The sequence below is a fragment of the Fructilactobacillus sp. X2R5C3 genome (assembly GCF_059901325.1).
The window spans coordinates 13,826-31,440 of record NZ_JBWXUY010000003.1 but is presented as its reverse complement, the minus strand read 5'-3'; the positions used below and the strand labels follow the sequence as shown (position 1 = coordinate 31,440).

At 39.9% G+C, this 17,615-nt stretch carries 20 protein-coding genes and 1 other annotated feature; of the genes, 3 read left to right on the top strand and 17 right to left on the bottom strand.

Annotated features, from left to right (window positions below):
• Positions 1-1,008, top strand: coding sequence for a class 1b ribonucleoside-diphosphate reductase subunit beta (gene nrdF / locus AC6UDE_RS05020; protein WP_500694471.1), 1,008 nt, complete (start codon positions 1-3; stop codon positions 1,006-1,008).
• Positions 1,009-1,055: 47 nt separating this feature from the next.
• Here nrdF and mprF read toward each other — a convergent pair whose 3' ends face one another.
• The 14 genes from mprF to AC6UDE_RS04950 form a co-directional block, all read right to left on the bottom strand.
• Positions 1,056-3,641: a bifunctional lysylphosphatidylglycerol flippase/synthetase MprF gene (gene mprF / locus AC6UDE_RS05015; protein WP_500696802.1), complete on the bottom strand. Its 2,586-nt coding sequence runs from the start codon at positions 3,639-3,641 to the stop codon at positions 1,056-1,058.
• A 124-nt stretch (positions 3,642-3,765) separates the two neighbouring features.
• On the bottom strand, positions 3,766-4,131 hold the full coding sequence (gene rplL / locus AC6UDE_RS05010; RefSeq protein WP_500694473.1) for a 50S ribosomal protein L7/L12: 366 nt from the start codon (positions 4,129-4,131) through the stop codon (positions 3,766-3,768).
• A gap of 38 nt (positions 4,132-4,169) precedes the next feature.
• Positions 4,170-4,688 carry a 50S ribosomal protein L10 gene (gene rplJ, locus AC6UDE_RS05005; protein WP_500696801.1) on the bottom strand — a complete coding sequence of 173 codons (519 nt, stop codon included), beginning with the start codon at positions 4,686-4,688 and terminating at the stop codon, positions 4,170-4,172.
• A gap of 26 nt (positions 4,689-4,714) precedes the next feature.
• Positions 4,715-4,831, bottom strand: a sequence feature (ribosomal protein L10 leader region).
• A 56-nt stretch (positions 4,832-4,887) separates the two neighbouring features.
• A complete protein-coding gene (gene rplA, locus AC6UDE_RS05000; protein WP_500696148.1) occupies positions 4,888-5,580 on the bottom strand; it encodes a 50S ribosomal protein L1 in 693 nt (230 codons plus the stop codon).
• 91 nt (positions 5,581-5,671) lie between these two features.
• A complete protein-coding gene (gene rplK, locus AC6UDE_RS04995; RefSeq protein ID WP_010021774.1) occupies positions 5,672-6,097 on the bottom strand; it encodes a 50S ribosomal protein L11 in 426 nt (141 codons plus the stop codon).
• A gap of 124 nt (positions 6,098-6,221) precedes the next feature.
• Positions 6,222-6,782 carry a transcription termination/antitermination protein NusG gene (gene nusG, locus AC6UDE_RS04990; protein WP_500696800.1) on the bottom strand — a complete coding sequence of 187 codons (561 nt, stop codon included), beginning with the start codon at positions 6,780-6,782 and terminating at the stop codon, positions 6,222-6,224.
• 102 nt (positions 6,783-6,884) lie between these two features.
• Positions 6,885-7,064, bottom strand: a complete 180-nt coding sequence (secE, locus tag AC6UDE_RS04985; RefSeq protein ID WP_500694477.1) for a preprotein translocase subunit SecE — start codon at positions 7,062-7,064, stop codon at positions 6,885-6,887.
• A 14-nt stretch (positions 7,065-7,078) separates the two neighbouring features.
• Complete coding sequence (rpmG, locus tag AC6UDE_RS04980; protein WP_500694478.1) at positions 7,079-7,228, bottom strand: 50S ribosomal protein L33; 150 nt, start codon at positions 7,226-7,228, stop codon at positions 7,079-7,081.
• A gap of 48 nt (positions 7,229-7,276) precedes the next feature.
• Complete coding sequence (locus AC6UDE_RS04975) at positions 7,277-7,858, bottom strand: sigma-70 family RNA polymerase sigma factor (protein WP_500696799.1); 582 nt, start codon at positions 7,856-7,858, stop codon at positions 7,277-7,279.
• Positions 7,859-8,050: 192 nt separating this feature from the next.
• Complete coding sequence (gene rlmB, locus AC6UDE_RS04970) at positions 8,051-8,803, bottom strand: 23S rRNA (guanosine(2251)-2'-O)-methyltransferase RlmB (protein WP_500696798.1); 753 nt, start codon at positions 8,801-8,803, stop codon at positions 8,051-8,053.
• Positions 8,793-9,218, bottom strand: coding sequence for a Mini-ribonuclease 3 (locus tag AC6UDE_RS04965; RefSeq protein WP_500696797.1), 426 nt, complete (start codon positions 9,216-9,218; stop codon positions 8,793-8,795). Before AC6UDE_RS04965 ends, rlmB begins: the two co-directional genes overlap by 11 nt.
• Before the next feature lie 4 nt (positions 9,219-9,222).
• Entirely contained in the window at positions 9,223-10,632 is a 1,410-nt protein-coding gene (cysS, locus tag AC6UDE_RS04960) for a cysteine--tRNA ligase (RefSeq protein ID WP_500696796.1), read from the bottom strand.
• A gap of 87 nt (positions 10,633-10,719) precedes the next feature.
• Positions 10,720-12,102 (bottom strand): DNA repair protein RadA, encoded by a 1,383-nt coding sequence (gene radA / locus AC6UDE_RS04955; protein WP_500696795.1) that lies wholly within the window; start codon positions 12,100-12,102, stop codon positions 10,720-10,722.
• Positions 12,103-12,117: 15 nt separating this feature from the next.
• Positions 12,118-12,654 carry a dCTP deaminase/dUTPase family protein gene (locus AC6UDE_RS04950; RefSeq protein ID WP_500696794.1) on the bottom strand — a complete coding sequence of 179 codons (537 nt, stop codon included), beginning with the start codon at positions 12,652-12,654 and terminating at the stop codon, positions 12,118-12,120.
• 157 nt (positions 12,655-12,811) lie between these two features.
• Here AC6UDE_RS04950 and rpiA point away from each other — a divergent pair, with 157 nt between their 5' ends.
• Positions 12,812-13,501: a ribose-5-phosphate isomerase RpiA gene (rpiA, locus tag AC6UDE_RS04945; protein WP_500696793.1), complete on the top strand. Its 690-nt coding sequence runs from the start codon at positions 12,812-12,814 to the stop codon at positions 13,499-13,501.
• Positions 13,502-13,592: 91 nt separating this feature from the next.
• On the opposite strand, the gene AC6UDE_RS04940 is transcribed toward rpiA, so the two are convergent.
• From AC6UDE_RS04940 to AC6UDE_RS04930, 3 genes are read right to left on the bottom strand one after another with little or no spacing between them, the layout of a single operon-like run.
• Positions 13,593-14,264, bottom strand: a complete 672-nt coding sequence (locus AC6UDE_RS04940) for a 2,3-bisphosphoglycerate-dependent phosphoglycerate mutase (protein WP_500696792.1) — start codon at positions 14,262-14,264, stop codon at positions 13,593-13,595.
• Between the two features lie 23 nt (positions 14,265-14,287).
• Entirely contained in the window at positions 14,288-15,265 is a 978-nt protein-coding gene (locus AC6UDE_RS04935; RefSeq protein ID WP_500696791.1) for a DMT family transporter, read from the bottom strand.
• Between the two features lie 51 nt (positions 15,266-15,316).
• The gene (locus AC6UDE_RS04930) at positions 15,317-16,264 is read right to left on the bottom strand and encodes an AEC family transporter (protein WP_500696790.1); all 948 of its coding nucleotides are present in this window, start codon (positions 16,262-16,264) and stop codon (positions 15,317-15,319) included.
• A 189-nt stretch (positions 16,265-16,453) separates the two neighbouring features.
• On the opposite strand from AC6UDE_RS04930, the gene AC6UDE_RS04925 reads away from it, so the two are divergent.
• Entirely contained in the window at positions 16,454-17,611 is a 1,158-nt protein-coding gene (locus tag AC6UDE_RS04925) for an LCP family protein (RefSeq protein ID WP_500696789.1), read from the top strand.
• The last annotated feature ends 4 nt before the right edge of the window (positions 17,612-17,615 follow it).

Genomic DNA, 17,615 nt, shown 5'->3' with positions numbered 1-17,615 from the left:
ATGGACATTAATAAAGTTTTAACCGGAAAGTTACAGGGAAACTACAAGGCCATTAATTGGAATTCCATTGGCGACGAGATTGATAAAGCCACCTGGGAAAAACTAACCGAACAGTTCTGGCTTGATACCAGAATTCCTTTGTCAAATGATTTAAAGGATTGGCGTTCGCTTGACGATGATCATAAATGGATTGTTGGTCACGTTTTTGGTGGCTTAACTTTACTGGATACCTTACAGTCTCAAGACGGAATGGCCGCCCTTAGAAATGATGCTGTTACCCAACATGAAATTGCGGTTTTAAATAACATTCAGTTTATGGAATCCGTTCACGCCAAAAGCTATTCATCCATTTTTTCAACTTTAAACACCCCTGATGAAATTGATGAAATCTTTCATTGGAGTGATACAGAAGAATTCCTCCAAAACAAAACGAAAAAGATCTATTCGTTATACCATGACGATGGTCATCCATTAAAAAAGAAAATTTCTAGTGTGTTCCTTGAAACTTTTCTTTTTTACTCTGGATTCTATACTCCCATCTGGTACCTCGGTCATAACGAGCTTCCAAACGTTGCTGAAATCATTAAATTAATTATTCGTGACGAATCGGTCCACGGAACATACATTGGCTATAAATTCCAAGTTCAGTTCAACCAATTAGGTGAAAATGAACAAAATGATTTAAAGGATTGGATGTATAACTTCTTGTACGACCTTTATCAAAATGAGGAAAAGTACACCCATTTGCTTTACGACCAAGTGGGATGGTCTGAAGATGTTTTAACTTTCATTAGATATAACGCCAATAAGGCCCTCATGAATCTAGGACAAGATCCAATGTTCCCTGATACTGAAGCAGACGTTAACCCAATCGTTATGAACGGAATCTCCACCGCTACGGTCAATCATGACTTCTTCTCCCAAGTCGGTAACGGTTATCGACTTGGTAACGTTGAAGCAATGAGCGATTCCGACTACGATATTGGTAATAAAAAGAACCCAAAATAATTGTTCAACTAAAAAGAGGTTTCAGAATTAATTCTGAAACCTCTTTTTTATGGCATATTTTCCTCAACATTTTCAATCGTGGGACGTTCACTAACCACCGATAAGAGCTGTAGCATCGTGAATACCAATGAATTATCCTTGCGGTATACGAAGTACTTGGACACCCAGTTATCGACGTATTTCTGCTTATAAGACCGCAATCCTTGAAAGCTATAGAAGGCATCACCGTACTGATAAATTAAGTGAGCAATTTTTTCGTTAATGAAACTAAACTTTGATTCACCAACATTAGCTAGTGGTGCCATTCCTAAGTTAAACCACTTGTAACCCTCATCCTTTGAATACCTGAAGAGATGAATGAAGATTCCATCCATAATTCCAGACGGAGCATCATTTCCCGACCGCATTAAGTCAACCGAAGTCATCACTCGATCACCCGTTGGCATGATGTTAGCAAAAGCTACAATCGCATCATTTTTATCGCGAATGACCGCAATTGGAGCCTGGTTTAAGTAATATGGATCAAAGAAGCCCAGAGAGAAGCCCTTTTCATCACGTCCATTGAGCCACTCATCAGAAATTCGTTTAAATTCACCCATCTGTTCTTTAGAAAATGGTGGATCTAAAACCTCAAAATGATAGCCTTCCCGATCGAACTTGTGCATTAACGCCCGTTCACCTCGATGTCGCTTACCGGTAAGCGAAAAATCCGTTAAATCAACGTGACCTTCCTCTCCAGCTTTAATAAAGTCAAAGCCTTTTTCGTGAAGTAGCATTGTTAGTGATTCTCCAACTTCGTAAAATACCAGGGAGAAATCGGCTTTATCAGCATCACTCATGAACTGGTCAATCGCTGGATCTAATTTATCCTGATTTCCAATTGGTTCACCCATCACAATTAACTTATTCGCCTTCTGTTTATACATGAAAATGACTTCGTCTTCACTATCTTCAGCGTAGAAGTAAACCTTTTTATCACGCAAGAAGACTAAGTGACTAACTTCGTTTCCACCAAATTTGCGAATAACATTGCGAATTCTAACTTCATCAAAGGGTTGATTCAACCATGGGATGCGAGCGTACGTTAAGTACTTGTACAACATAAACAGGATAATAAAGGCAATGATAATGCCCACAAATCCGGTTAACCAGACCTGTTCAGATGGTAAAAGATACACATTCATCATTTTGATGGGAGCGTGTCTACTAGACAAGTTATGATTACTCATGTAGATTCCGATGATGGAATACATTAAGAAAGTTCCAATAAAAATGATGCCGTCAAAAATTGCATTTCCCCACGAGTACGTGAGTTTTTGCCGATACATGCCCTTTCTTGATAACCACAAACAAATAATGATAAATCCTAACAGTAACGTTAATTTTAGTGGAAAGTCCTCTTTCCACAGGGTGTTAGCAATGGCAAACAACAAAATGATAACGGTCGGCCAGAAAGCTTTGTGGACTCTTGATCCTACCCCACGTGCTAATCCAATTAGTAAAATCCCAATAATCACGTTCGACAACTGTCCTAAAAAGAACAGCGTGTATGGTGCCAGTGATAAATAGAGTGGATTAACAAGAGCCAAATTAGGAATAGTCGCATACAAAATCATCATGATTCCCGAAAAGTACATAAAAATCGTAATGACCAGCTGGGCCGACCTATGAACAATCGTTTTCGGAATATCATCCAGAAAATTGTTAATTCGTGCTCCCATTTCGTGGAAAAAGAGAAAGGCCCCCACGAAAAACGGGAGAAAATAGTAGAAAATTCGGTACAATAGCACCCATACGGCAGCAATTGTCGGTGACACCCCAAGTAAACTCAGGCTACCAATCATCATCGTATCAAACGACCCAAGACCACCCGGAAGCATTGAGACAACTCCAAAAACATTAGCAGCAATAAAAATGGGGAAAACGTCCCAAAGGTTAATGTTAAGTTTCATGAAGTATCCAATAATTAAAAACAACATGGCACAGCTCCCCCATTCGAGGCAGGAACCGAGGATCAGTTGAAACTCCCGTTTTAAGGTCAAATCACTAAAAAACTCAGAATTACTGAATCTAGTAACTAGGAAAATCACTGGAAAATAAACTCCTCCACCTACTAACCAAATCCAATCCTTTGCATACTGAGATCCAATGCCAAATCCAAAGATCAAAACTAACGAAACCAAACAATAGGTGGAAAGTCCTGCCAGTAAGAACAAGGCAATCTTAGAAATGGCATATAATACCTGTTTCTTACTAGCATTTTTACTATAAAACATCGCTCTCAAACTGGCCCCAAGAAAGCCACCAAACCCAGCAATATTGGTAAATGTGTTAACAATCCACCCGCTCTTGACGATGTAGGACGGTTTAAACTTGCCAGGAAGAAACTCCGTAATAGTAAAATCATATATTAACATTGGTAACACAGCCACAAATCCTAAGATCGTTAAAATAATTAACGTCGTTGGTGACTGTGATGCAAGGCTCGCTCGCATTTCCTTTCCATTAATCTCAGAAAGCACGTGGGTCGCCTCGTAAACAACAAACACAAGGACCAGGGTGACAAAAATCCCCTTAATCCAAGCAGAATATTTGTTATAGAAATCCATAACTTTATTAAATGCTTTTTTCAATTGTTAACCCCCAAAAAATCGGCTAACTTCATTCTCTCAATTTTTATGACATAAAACAACTTTATTTAAACAATATTAAGGCAAAAAAAAGAACGTGCAAAAGCACGTTCTTTTTAGTCATCGCCTACTTAAGAGTTACAGTAGCACCAACGGCTTCAAGCTTGTCCTTGATGTCGTTAGCATCTGATTCTGAAGCGCCTTCTTTAATAGCTTTAGGAGCGCCATCAACTAAGTCCTTAGCGTCTTTCAAACCAAGACCAGTGATATCTCTAACTGCCTTGATAACCTTAATCTTTTCTTGACCTGCTTCAGTAAGTTCAACGTCGTATGAATCCTTAGCAGCACCTTCACCACCAGCAGCACCTGCAGCTGCAACTGGAGCAGCAGCAGAAACATCAAATTCATCTTCGATTGACTTAACCAAGTCGTTTAAATCAGTGATTGAAGCTTCTTTTAATTGAGCAATAATATTATCTTTATCAAAAGCCATTTTAATTTCCTCCTATTAGGACATTTAATCTATTTTTATTAAGCTGCATCACTATCGTCACCATTGTCATCTTTATCAACAACGGCATTAACAGCATAAGCAACCTTACGGATAGGATCTTTCAAGATGTTAGCAAGAGTTGAAAGCAATTCTTCACGGCTTGGTAGAGCAGCAAATTCATTGATTTCATCAAGTGAAGCGATCTTCCCTTCGATAATTCCACCCTTGATTTCAAGTTCAGGATTATCATCAGCGAAGTTCTTCAAAATCTTGGCTGGAGCAACTGGGTCTTCATCAGAAAATGCAATAGCAGTAGGTCCAACAAAAGTATCTTTCAAATCCTTAACGTCTGCTTTATCAGCAGCACGCTCTAAAATTTTATTTTTAATAACACTCATTGAGACATCATTATCACGCAATTGTTTACGTAAATCAGTATCTTGAGCAACACTTAAACCTCGGTAATCAACAACAATTGCTGATACAGCTTTTTGAAATTGGTCAGCAACTTCATTAACCTTTTTGGCTTTAGTATCAATAACTTCTTTTTTTGGCATATTATTTCACCTCCCAATGTATTTTGGGACTTAATAAAAAATCCCTATGTTCGCCAAAACATAGAGAAAGAGTGTATTACTCCTCGGCAGGCATCATTGAGGTCAAAAACCACCTGAGTCTTAGGCGAATCATATTCAACTAATAATCTATCATAATGATAAAAATTAGTCAATTAGGGATTATTTAATTAGTTAGTAACTAAAATGATTCAGGATCAACTGAGACACCAGGTCCCATTGTTGATGAAACTGAAATGTTACTAATGTAAGTTCCACGAACAGATGCTGGACGATTCTTAACAATCACATCGTTGATGGTGTTAAGGTTTTCGGCCAACTTGTCTGCGTCAAATGAATCTTTACCGATTGAAACTGCGACATTTCCATCACGATCAGTTCTGTAAGTAACCTTACCGGCCTTAGCATCAGAAACCGCTTTTGAAACATCCATGGTAACAGTTCCAGTCTTAGGGTTTGGCATTAATCCCTTAGGTCCAAGAACACGACCTAAACGACCAACTTGAGCCATCATGTCAGGAGTAGCAATTGCGACATCAAAGTCGAGCCATCCGTCTTGAATTTTTTGAGCTAAGTCGTCATCACCGACAAAATCGGCACCTGCGTTCTTAGCATCTTGAGCCTTTTCACCCTTGGCAAATACTACAACTGTTTGATCTTTACCAGTACCATTAGGTAAAACCACGGCACCACGTAATTGTTGATCAGCTTGTTTAGTATCAACGTTTAATTTATAAACAACTCTGATAGTGTCATCAAAGTTTACTGAATCTAATTTTTGAACTAATTCTACAGCATCTTGAGCAGCGTATTTTTTACTCTTGTCAATTTGCTTTGAAGCATCTTCGTACTTCTTACCTCTCTTACGAGCCATTGTGTCTTCCTCCTTGCAATTGTGGTTATAACGGAATTTCCTCCCACTAGCACATTATCTTTCGACATTGTGCTGTCCGGGCATAGTGAAATTAACCTTCAACAGTGAATCCCATACTACGTGCCGTACCTTCAACCATGCGCATAGCTGCTTCTACATCAGCTGCGTTTAGATCTTGCATTTTAGTTTCGGCAATTTGCTTAACTTGGTCTTTGGTAACTTTTGCGACCTTGTTAGTGTTAGGTTCACCGGAACCGTGTTCAACACCAGCGGCTTTCTTTAATAGGACAGCGGCTGGAGGGGTCTTGGTTACAAAGTCAAATGAACGATCTTCGTAAACAGTAATCACAACTGGAATCAGCATTCCTGCTTGATCAGCAGTACGTGCATTAAATTCCTTAGTGAATCCCATAATATTAATTCCAGCTTGACCTAAAGCAGGTCCAACTGGAGGAGCGGGTGTTGCTTTACCCGCAGGTATTTGTAGTTTAACTACATTAGCTACTTTTTTAGCCACGAGACATACCTCCTTAAGTCCGTGTGTGGTAAATGAAGATCAAAATTTCTTCTCCCACGTTAATTTATGCAATACGCATACTAGTTAAATATACCACGTTTATTGAAACGTGACAATGAATATTTTACTCAGAATCGGCTTCTAGGGGCTTAACTTGGTCAAATTCCAGTTCAGTACTAGTCTCTCTACCAAACATGTCAATATTAACTTTGAGTTTACCCTTAGTGTTGTCAATCTCAGTGATCTTGCCAGAAAGTCCCTTAAAGGCCCCTTCAACGATGGTGACCGTATCACCAACCCGGCTATCCAATGGTTTAACTCGCTTCTTTACCCCGATCGTTGACATAACGTTTTCAACCTCTTCGGGTAACAATGGGTTGGGCTTTGAACCTTGACCGTGAGAACCAATAAATCCGGTCACTCCAGGGGTATTTCGAACGACATACCAGGCTCTATCAGTCATTACCATTTGAACCAGCACATATCCTGGGAAGGTCTTATTCATAACCACTTTTTCTTTACCGTTTTTAACTTCGTGTTCTTCAGTTTCTGGAACAACGATGTCAAAAATATAGTCTTCCATTCCCATGGATTCTTTTCTAGATTCAAGATTCATTTTAACTTTGTTTTCATAGCCAGAGTATGTATGTAGTACATACCATTGCTTTTCTGCAGTCTCTACCACAATGATTATCTCCTTTAACTTAAAGCAAAATAAAAAAACCTCGCGTAAACGAAGTTCTTATCATCAAACTAACTATAACAGAAATTATCACACTAATCTAGTTTAGGCTAGTAACTTCAAAATGGTTTGAATTGCCCAATCAATTACACCAAGAAAGATTGCAAAAAAGATGGTCGTCCAGATAACGATTGAAGTATCGGTTCTAGTTTGCTTAGCGTTCGGCCAAACAACCACCTTCATCTCTGCAATAACGCTCTTAAAAAAGTTCCATAATCGTTTCATGTAAAATTCCCCTCTTAACGAGTTTCTCGGTGCAACGTATATTTTCCACAATGCTTACAAAATTTCTTTACTTCCAATCGTTTGACGCGATTCGGATTGCTGGAAATGGTGTAGTTTCTTGAACCACATACAGAACAAGCTAATGCTACCTTTTTCTGTGCCATAAGCTGCACCTCCTTAATAACTAACTAATCGTATCATCAATTTCAACGTTAGTCAATTTTATTAAATCTATAGTACTTCTGCCGACAACGTGCGATCGCATTTTTCAACTTCACAACCTTCACATCAGAAACCTGGGCCATTTTTTCAAACGAATAATTCTCAAGCGAACGAATAATCACCATTCTCTCAACTACCGAACTCCTTTTCATTAAGCCTTGTAAATTCTCATACATTGAAAGAACGCGTTCTGGACTGGCAGCATGAATATCGGCAATGGTATCAGAATAAAATTGAAAATACGCACTAAGAGAAGCTTTTTTAGAATCGGGCACGCGCTTTTGAGCTCGCTTTTTTCTTAAAATATCATATAAGCGGTTTTTTAAGTTAACTTTATAGTAACTGCCAAAGGTAACCTTACGACTGGCATCATACCTAATAATTGTTCGACTAAGCACAATGGCCGCTTCCTGTTTCCAATCTGAGAGTTCCATACCTGATAAGTAGAAATCGTTCCACAACTTTAGATAAATTGGCGCATATTTTTTAAACAATTTGATGAAACCGACGTCGTTCTTTTTTGCATCCTCAACCATTTCTAATTCTTTAGCCCGTTTCTCTTCTTTATTCATCAATTGGCCCTCCTCTTAATCAATTAATTAACACTTAGTATCGTATCGAAACGAGTTGAGCTCAAACAAGCGAACAAACGTTCGATATGTGATATTATCTGCTAACCAATTTTTAATATCGAATTTACGATATTAAACGGCCCAATAAAAAAGAACAATGTGCTGGCATTGTTCTTTAGTTCAGTCATTTCATTATAAAGGATGGCGCGAGTTAAAACCTTGATACATAACTAATCCGGCAGCAACCGACGCATTCAAGCTCTGAATATCCCCCACCATTGGAATGGTAAGTGTTTCATCAACCTGTTTTTTAAGTAAAGGCGAAATCCCCTTGCCTTCACTGCCAACGATAAGAGCACTCGGACTTTTAGCATCCCAGCGCCGATAATCAGTTCCTTTCATATCAGTACCAAAGATCCACAACCCACGTTCTTTTAATTCTTTAACGGTGTTGACCAAGTTAGTTACTCTGGCGACCGGAACACGTTCAATTGCCCCCGCAGAGGTTTTCGCTACCGTTGATGTTAATCCAACAGCACGACGCTTGGGAATGATCACCCCATGAACGCCGGCAGCATCTGCGGTTCTAATAATTGACCCCAAATTATGAGGATCGGCAATGTTATCCAGAACAATGAAGTATGGTGGTTCACCCTTTGCTTCAGCATTTTTAAATAAATCATCAATCGATGCATAATTAAAGGATGCAATTGATAGCATGACTCCCTGATGATTCTGGTGGTCTGACATCAAGTCTAACTTTTGCTTTGGCACCTTAGAAATTACTAAATGACGACCCTTGGCCAAACGAATAACCGCCTTAATGGTGTCATCTTCTTGACTGACTCCATTTTGTAAAAACACCTTGTTAATTTCTTGATTTTCATTGCGCAGTGCTGAGACTGCCGGGTGTCTCCCAATAATAAAATCTTCATTATCTCTCATACTCAACCCTCCCAGAATCAACTTGATCAATGCACCACTGCGCCAGTTCATTGAGCCTTTTATCTTGGCCACTAAGGGACAGAAAACCAAAGAGGGCTTCAAAGCCAGTGGAAATCCGATAAGTAACAACACTCGTATTCTTGGCGTGAGTATAGCTCTTGGCGTTACGTCCCCGTTTAAAAAAGTACTCTTCTTCATCACTTAAGATTGCATCCTGATTCATCAAAGCAATCAATCCGGCCTGAGCCTTGGCTGACACATATTTAGTAGCAAAATGCTGCAATTGATTTGGTCTAGCGATGCCCTCGTCAATCAAATGCCGTCTCACGTATACCTCATAAACCGCATCACCTAAATAAGCTAGTACAATACCATTTAACTGTCGATATTGAATATTATCGTCCGCTTCACTCATTAAACTAATTTTCCCTTCTGAATCGGGTCCCCTGTGGTGTGTCTTCTAAAATAATACCCTTATTTTTTAATTCATCCCGAATTTCATCACTTCTAGCAAACTGCTTGTTAGCTCGCGCATCGTTTCTTTGCTTAATTAATTTCTTAACTTTGTCGTCATTTAACTCACTACTTTGTAGTTTAATCCCAAAGATAGCGGACAACTGTTCTAACCGTTTCATAAGTAACTTGATCGAATCCTTAAAAACCACTGGTCGTTCCGCATAAACGTTTCCAAGCTTAGCCAACTCATAGACCTTGGCAATCCCATTTTGAACGTTAAAGTCATCATCCATGGCATCCTGAAAATCAGCCTGAATTTGACGAATCTCTTGATCTAATTTCGGATCGTTATAAAGATCAGCGTCTTTTAACCGATAGTTCAAATTATCGTAAGCCGTCTGTATTTTTTGCAGATTGGTGGCAGCTTCATCAACTCCCTGCTGGCTAAAACGAATTGGCCGGCGATATTGGGTCGTTGAGATCAAAAACCGCAGTGCTTGAGGATTATCCCTTTTAAGTAACTCATGGACTGTAACAAAGTTCCCTTTTGACTTGCTCATCTTCTCGTCCTCATCACCAACGGTCACAAAACCATTGTGAAGCCAGTAATTAACAAACTTTTGACCCGTTTTGGCCTCGCTCTGTGCCCGTTCATTTTCATGATGAGGGAACTCTAAATCAATCCCGCCACCGTGAATGTCAAAGGTATTACCAAGGTACTTAGTTGACATCACCGAGCACTCGATGTGCCAACCGGGACGGCCCTTTCCCCACGGGGAATCCCAGGAAATTTCGTCTGGTTTAGCTTTTTTCCAAAGTGCAAAATCAATCGGGTCTTCTTTTTGGGCTAATTCTTCACTTGAAACGTGCTCACTTGCACCACTCTCAAGGTCATCGATGTTTTCGTGTCCTAGTAAGCCATAAGATTTAAACTTACGAGCCCGATAGTAAACCGTTCCGTCAACGTTATAAGCATACCCTTTTTCAATTAAGTCAGAAACAAAGGCAATAATTTCCTTAATGTTATCCGTGGCACGCGGATTCACGGTTGCAGGTTGCACGTTTAACGCTTTCGTATCTTCCATAAAAGCCTCAATGTATTTATCGGCTAATTTGGAAACCGTGGTTCCCTCTTTTTTGGCTTCGTTAATCATTTTATCATCAACATCGGTAAAATTAGACACATAATTCACCTTATAACCACAATATTCAAGATAACGACGAATGGTATCAAATGCCACTACACTTCGCGCATTGCCAATGTGAATATAGTTATAAACAGTTGGACCACAGACATACATGTTAACCACACCGGGTGTGATTGGTTCAAACTTTTCTTTTTCATTTGTAAGTGAATTATAAACTTTTAACATGTCCAACCTCCTAATAATTGTTCAATATTAACATCATAATTAACCCTTCAGTTCATTATGAACTAGACCAATTGAAATGAAAATATTTTACTTTTTTAATGCTGTTTTGAGAGCTTCGGTAATGGTTGAAACTCCTATGACCTGAATATTTTTAGGTGGAGTCCATCCCTTTAGATTATATTTAGGAACCAATACGCGCTTAAAGCCTAGTTTCTGGGCCTCAATAACGCGTTGCTCAATTCGATTGACCCTTCTAATCTCACCAGTCAAACCAAGTTCACCAATGTAACACTCTTTTGGATCGGTTCCAATATTCTCATAACTTGACGCAATGCTAATTGCCATTGCCAAATCAATGGCTGGTTCATTAAGTTTGACCCCACCAGCAGCTTTTAAATAAGCATCCTGGTTTTGTAACATCAATCCAGCCCGTTTCTCAAGAACCGCCATAATCAGTGAAACACGATTTCGATCCAGTCCAGACGCAGTTCTTTGCGCATTCCCAAAAACCGAGGGAACAATTAAGGCTTGAAGTTCAACCAGAATCGGACGAGTTCCTTCCATTGCTACCACAATTGCTGATCCGGTAGCGTTCTTCAAACGCTCCTCTAAAAAAATCTCAGATGGATTCTTGACTTCTTTTAGCCCATCTTCATCCATTTGAAAAATTCCGAGCTCATTCGTAGATCCAAATCGGTTTTTAACGGCCCGTAGTAACCGATAAGAATGATGTTTGTCCCCCTCAAAATAAAGAACGGTGTCAACCATGTGCTCTAAAGTCTTTGGGCCGGCAAGCGTACCACCCTTAGTAACGTGTCCCACCAAGAAAATGGTGATACCATTGGTTTTTGCGATGTTCATTAAATCCGAGGTAACGCCTCGGACCTGCGTAACGGACCCAATCGCAGACGGGATCTCATCTTCTTGCATGGTTTGAACGGAGTCAATGATAACGGTGTCCGGCTTCACTTCTTCAATTGCCTTCCTGATTGAAGTCATATCCGTTTCTGGATAAAGGTATAAGTTTCCTTTTTCAGAAACATTGAGGCGATCCGCTCTCATCTTAATTTGATCGGCACTCTCTTCTCCTGAGACGTACAGTACCTTTTGTCCTGAGGCTGCTAATTGACCGGAGACTTGGAGAAGTAACGTTGACTTACCAATCCCCGGATCACCACCAATTAGAACCATTGAACCAGGGACAACGCCTCCGCCAAGCACCCGATTCAGTTCATTTGAATCAACCTGAATCCTCGGAGCACTTTCAGCGCTAACTTGTCTAATTAGCTGGGGTCGCGACTTAGTCCCGCTCAGTGAAACCCGACTCACGTTCGCCTTTTTGGTATCATTTTTTTGGACCGTTTGTTCAACCATCGTGTTCCATTCACCACAGTTAGGACAACGACCTAGATATCGTGGTGATATATATCCACAGTTGGAACAAACATATTGCGTTTTTGCTTTAGCCATTAAATCATTTCCTAACTATTTGCCAGAAGAACCAAATCCCCCATTTCGAGTCAGCTTTGGTCCCTCATCTTGATCCGCAAGTAAATAAGGCATAAAGATTCCTTGTCCAATTCGATCACCTTTTTTAATCTTACGGCCGACGATTCCAAAGTTTAGAATCTGGACAAAAATTTCACCCTCATTACTTTCATTATTGTAATAATCAGCGTCAATAACACCGATCCCATTCGGAATTACTAAGTTTCGTTTCAAAGGATTACTTGAGCGATTCGCGATTATCAACACTTCATTTGGCTGCATGTAAGCCTTAATTCCCGTTGGAACCAAAAAGGGCTTTAAAGCATTCTCTGAATCCATGATATCTTGTTGATCTAACTTTCTTCTAGCCTTAATGATACCAAATGACCGAATTAAACCAGTTTTCCAGATTGACGGAATAACCATGTCAACGGCACTGGCAAAGTCATATCCGGCAGCCTTTTCAGTTGCTCGTTTTGGCAAAGTCAAGCCGTCCTTCTGATATTTTGAAACAATCTCAAAGCCTCTTTGCATCTTCTAATACCTCTTTATTCTCAAAAATTCCTACTATTATTTTACCAGTATTTCTTAAATTTTGACATTGCTTGACAAAATCATAAAGACCATTGAAAATTAATAATAGTGGTCAAGTTACTAAAAGTAACGACTTAATTTGAAGGGGAACAATCAAATGAATTCAGCAGATCAGCGAGAATTAAAGAAACACGTTGGAAAAGAAGCTGTTAAGCACGTTAAGGATGGGATGGTACTGGGTCTTGGATCTGGTACCACCATCAAGTACATGGTAGACGCACTGGGAGAGCGCATCAAAAATGAACATCTAGATATTATCGGTGTGCCCACTTCCAGTAAAACTAAGCGTCACGCGGAAAGCTTAGGCATCACTACTAAGGATGTTGACGAAGTCGACCACATTGATTTAACCATTGATGGGGCCGACCAAATTGACAAAAATTTTCAGGGAATTAAAGGCGGTGGAGCCGCTCACCTGATGGAAAAAATCGTTGCCATTAATTCTGATCGTAACATGTGGATTGTTGACGAAAGTAAGATGGTTAAAAAACTCAATTTTCCACTTCCGCTCGAAGTAATCCCTTATGGTAGTGGCCAACTATATCGTCGTCTCAATCGGATGGGACTTCATCCGAAATTTCGTCAAAGCACGAATGGAGGGAAATTAACGACCGATTCTGGTGACTACATTATTGACTTAGGCTTACCTGAAATCACGACTCCCGTTCAACTGGGCAAAAAACTTGATAGTATGACAGGAATTGTGGAACATGGGCTGTTCTTGAACATCGTAAATACCATTATCGTAGAACATCCCGACGGACCGGAAACAATTGAAGCTCGCTAATGATTTAACCGACCCAAAAATAACTACGCAACTATCATCAAAATCTAAATAACAAAAGGACGAAAACTTTGATTAAGTTTTCGTCCTTTTGTTATTTAAGGTAGGTCTTATCTAAAATATCTAAATCTGGGTCAAAGGTATAAATGATCGGCTTCCCGTTTTTAACTTCCACGCCATCAATTCCTTTATCACTGATATTTTCTAAATATTTAATTAAAGCTCGCAGTGTGCTTCCGTGAGCAACTATCAGTTGATTTTTACCATCCAGCAATTTGGGGGCAATCGAATCCTGCCAGTACGGAATCATCCGGTCATAAGCCATTTTAAGGCTTTCAGCTGGTGGCTCAATTACACCTAAGCGCCGATATTTTCGAATCGGGGACACCTGATCTAATTTAGGGGGAACAGCGTAAAAACTCCTGCGCCACTTCATAAACTGTTCGTCTCCGACCCGCTTTCTAACTTCCTCTTTATTTTGACCCCTAAGAGCACCATAGTGTCGCTCATTTAAGCGCCACGTCTTATGTTCAGGAATAAAATCCTGATTGATCACGTCCAAAACAATGTCAGCGGTGACAATCGCCCGTTTTAAGACTGATGTATGAACATCACCGAACTGAATCCCGGTCTGACTTAAGCGTTTGCCGGCCTTAATTGCCTCTTCTACGCCCTTCTTAGTCAGTGGAACATCACTCCATCCAGTAAAGGTATTAGTGTGATTTGCGACACTTTCGCCATGTCTCATAATTACTAACTTACTCATACAACCGCCTCAATAAACTAAATTTATTTACCTTCTTCAATCGTCTGATCGTCTAACATGGTTGAATCGGTCTCTTTATAACGCTCACCTACAAACGTAACCACCGAACCAATCAGGATAATCACAATTCCTATAATGGTAGGCAGATTAATCTTTTCGCCCACAAAAATCATTGCTAAGACTGGAGCCAAACCTGGCTTAATAAAGAATACTAGGGACGCAATTGAGACCCCTGATTCTTGCATCGCTAAAAAATAAAACGCAAAACCGCCGCCGGTTACACAGACTCCGATAAAGAATAAAATCCAGAAATTTTGTAAATTAACGTCCCTTAAGATCGGAATGGATGCAAGTTGACTCAACCATCCCACCGATTTCATCCCACTTGAAACAAACGGGATATTGGTAATCAATGATAAAACAAATAACTCCAAAGAACCAGCAATAAAAGTGAAACAAGTGATGGTAACTCCATCTAATTCTCTTTTGACCGAGCAATACTGCGACAAAATACTGTAAAAGCCAAAAGTAACAGCCGATAAGAGTGACAAAATAATTCCAACTGGATTAGTTAAGTTAAATGGATTAACAATCACAATTAAGCCAATGACCGAAATGATTAATGAGATTAAGTTGGCCCGTCCAATTCGTTCATGCAAAATGAAGTACGCAAAGATTACGGCAAAGACCGGATTACAACTAAACAGGACGGCCACAATAGCTGGCTTATCGTACACAATCGCTAACTGGTACAGGGTCATACTAATTACCACGCACGCAAAACCGGTAAACGCAAACGTCTTCCAATCCTTTAAGTTGATTTTGCGTCGTCGTTTATGTAATTCATAGAAAGCGAACGGCAATAAAACAATTCCACCAATGAAGAAACGAAGTAAATTCAATTGAATTGGATTAAACTCACTTCCTGCCACCTTTAGGGCAATCTCCATTGAACTAAACATTAACGTCGAAATTAACACATAAATCACTGATTTTTTCACTTTAAGCTACTACTCCCATTCTTTACTTGTCTATTTTTCAATTGACTCGTCTTAATGGATTTGTTGCACAATCACCATTAAAATGGGCAAAACAACTAAACTGATGATCGTGGTTTCAGCGACCATCAGTGAAGCATAATCTGCGTCCGCACCATACTTTCTGGCTACCACCGGTGCGTTAGTCATAACCGGCATGGCAGCCTGCATAATGAAGACCTGTTTCATCAAAACTGGCATCCCGGTTGGAATAACCAACAGTGCCATTAAAATTGGTGAAATAATGAATCGACCCAGTAAAATTCCCCAATTAGAGGCACTAAAGTCAAATTTGTTAAAGTTGATATTTGCCATCGAAATTCCAATGAACATCATTGAAAGTGGGATGGTTAACCCACCAATATATTGAAAATCACTCATTAAAAAATCAGGAATTTTAATTCGCAGTAAAACCAAAATCACCCCAAAGATAAATCCCAGCAGTGGTGGTGACAAAATTTTACTAACGGTCTTTTTCCAGTCAAACTTGGAATTAGCGTCCCCATCACGTTGGATTAAGTAAACACCAATGGTCCAAAAAAAGGTCGTATTAGCCATGTAGTAAACTAACACGTACGGTAAACTTTTGGCCCCAAACAGAGCCATATTAACCGGCAATCCGACAAAGACGGTGTTTGAATTTAAAAACATCGATTCAAACACCCCCCGATGATACTTTTTAATTCGAATCACCCGCGCAATTGCCACCGAAATCCCAAACATGATTAACATACTAACGACCGGAAATCTTAAGTCTGGCAACGTTGAAAGTAACGTGTCGGTCGTAAAATCGCGACCAATCGTATAGATCATGTAACACGGCAAGGCTACGTCAATAACCAGTTTAACAATTAAGTTAGTTGAATCATCATTAAACCAGTGCCGTTTAGCCAAAACAAAACCGAGCACGATCATGATCAGTACAATTAATATCCCTGATATACTCTTAAAAAAAATACCCATTTGATCATCCTATTCTTGTAAGTTTTACTTAAGTTATTGTACCACACGATTTTACACCACTAGAAATTGCCCCAATAAGAATAATACGGTTATATTAAAATCTACTAAAAAGTTGAGAAATAACTAGCGTTAGCTGCCATAACTGCTATATAATTTGGGGCAGTATTAATAAATAAGCGGGGAATAATAATGTCAAAATACGATAATAATAATGACGACAATCGCGAATATAGCCGGCGAGCTGGTAATCCACATTTTTCCGAACCAAAGTCAGAGCCAGCCGTTGACTATGATAACGAGCCGCACCATCCAGTTGCCTGGACTTTTATGGGTATCATCTTATTGATTGTCATCATTGCCCTTGCTTTTGGTTTCCGTGCTTACACCCAGGCTCGTCATTCCTTTGGAGGAACGTTTCAAGACGATGGAATTGGAAAATCAAGAAACGTCTCAAATCTTCTAAAGAAACGAAAACCGTTTTCAATCTTACTAATGGGAACCGACACGGGCGCCCTTGGTAGACACGACGTTGGCCGCACCGACACCATTATCGTCGCTACCGTTAACCCGCAAAAGCAGACCACTTACTTAACCAGTATCCCCCGCGATACCAAAGTCGTGGTCGACGGTGACTCACAGCCATACGAAAAAATCAACGCTGCTTACACCATCGGTGGTCCAAAGACTGCCATTTCAACTGTCCAGCATCTCTTAAACGTTCCCATCGACTACTTTGCGATCGTTAACATGGGTGGCTTAAAACAGATGGTTGATTCCGTTGGGGGTGTCGAAGTGAAGCCACCATTGACGTTTAAGTATGGGAATGCCAATGTAGTTAAGGGCAAAATGACCCATCTAGATGGTGATCAGGCCCTTGATTATTCCCGAATGAGGGATGATGATCCGAAAGGTGACTACGGTCGCCAACAGCGACAACGACAAGTCTTAGAAAAATTAGTGATGAAAGGAATGGGAATTTCTTCCATTCCCAGGTACCAACAAATTCTTGAATCATTAAATGGAAACCTCAAAACCGATTTATCCTTTGATGACATGATTGCCATTAGATCTAAGTATGGTCCAGCCACTCATCACATCAAGTCTGAGACCCTTCAGGGGAATGAAGCAATAATTAACGGAATCAGTTATCAAGTCGCCCAACCAGACGAATTGATGAACGTCTCAAACCATATTCGAACCACCCTGAATTTACCGCAAGCTAAGGGTTTAACACCTAAACAACAAGAAACCAATTCCCCTAGTAATGGTGATCCATCCAACAACAATACTGCTACCAATGATTCATCAGGGAGTACCGATCCAAACTCAATGACTCCAGCATATTAAAATA

Coding starts and splice junctions, on each gene's coding strand:
- AC6UDE_RS04940 (WP_500696792.1), bottom strand. CDS start 14,264: ATGAGTAAGTTAGTAATTATGAGACATGGCGAAAGTGTCGCAAATCAC.
- AC6UDE_RS04965 (WP_500696797.1), bottom strand. CDS start 9,218: ATGAGTGAAGCGGACGATAATATTCAATATCGACAGTTAAATGGTATT.
- rplL (WP_500694473.1), bottom strand. CDS start 4,131: ATGGCTTTTGATAAAGATAATATTATTGCTCAATTAAAAGAAGCTTCA.
- AC6UDE_RS04930 (WP_500696790.1), bottom strand. CDS start 16,264: ATGGGTATTTTTTTTAAGAGTATATCAGGGATATTAATTGTACTGATC.
- AC6UDE_RS04925 (WP_500696789.1), top strand. CDS start 16,454: ATGTCAAAATACGATAATAATAATGACGACAATCGCGAATATAGCCGG.
- rlmB (WP_500696798.1), bottom strand. CDS start 8,803: ATGAGAGATAATGAAGATTTTATTATTGGGAGACACCCGGCAGTCTCA.
- nrdF (WP_500694471.1), top strand. CDS start 1: ATGGACATTAATAAAGTTTTAACCGGAAAGTTACAGGGAAACTACAAG.
- rplA (WP_500696148.1), bottom strand. CDS start 5,580: ATGGCTCGTAAGAGAGGTAAGAAGTACGAAGATGCTTCAAAGCAAATT.
- cysS (WP_500696796.1), bottom strand. CDS start 10,632: ATGTTAAAAGTTTATAATTCACTTACAAATGAAAAAGAAAAGTTTGAA.
- rplJ (WP_500696801.1), bottom strand. CDS start 4,688: ATGCCAAAAAAAGAAGTTATTGATACTAAAGCCAAAAAGGTTAATGAA.
- AC6UDE_RS04950 (WP_500696794.1), bottom strand. CDS start 12,654: ATGCAAAGAGGCTTTGAGATTGTTTCAAAATATCAGAAGGACGGCTTG.
- rpmG (WP_500694478.1), bottom strand. CDS start 7,228: ATGGCACAGAAAAAGGTAGCATTAGCTTGTTCTGTATGTGGTTCAAGA.
- AC6UDE_RS04975 (WP_500696799.1), bottom strand. CDS start 7,858: ATGAATAAAGAAGAGAAACGGGCTAAAGAATTAGAAATGGTTGAGGAT.
- secE (WP_500694477.1), bottom strand. CDS start 7,064: ATGAAACGATTATGGAACTTTTTTAAGAGCGTTATTGCAGAGATGAAG.
- radA (WP_500696795.1), bottom strand. CDS start 12,102: ATGGCTAAAGCAAAAACGCAATATGTTTGTTCCAACTGTGGATATATA.
- rpiA (WP_500696793.1), top strand. CDS start 12,812: ATGAATTCAGCAGATCAGCGAGAATTAAAGAAACACGTTGGAAAAGAA.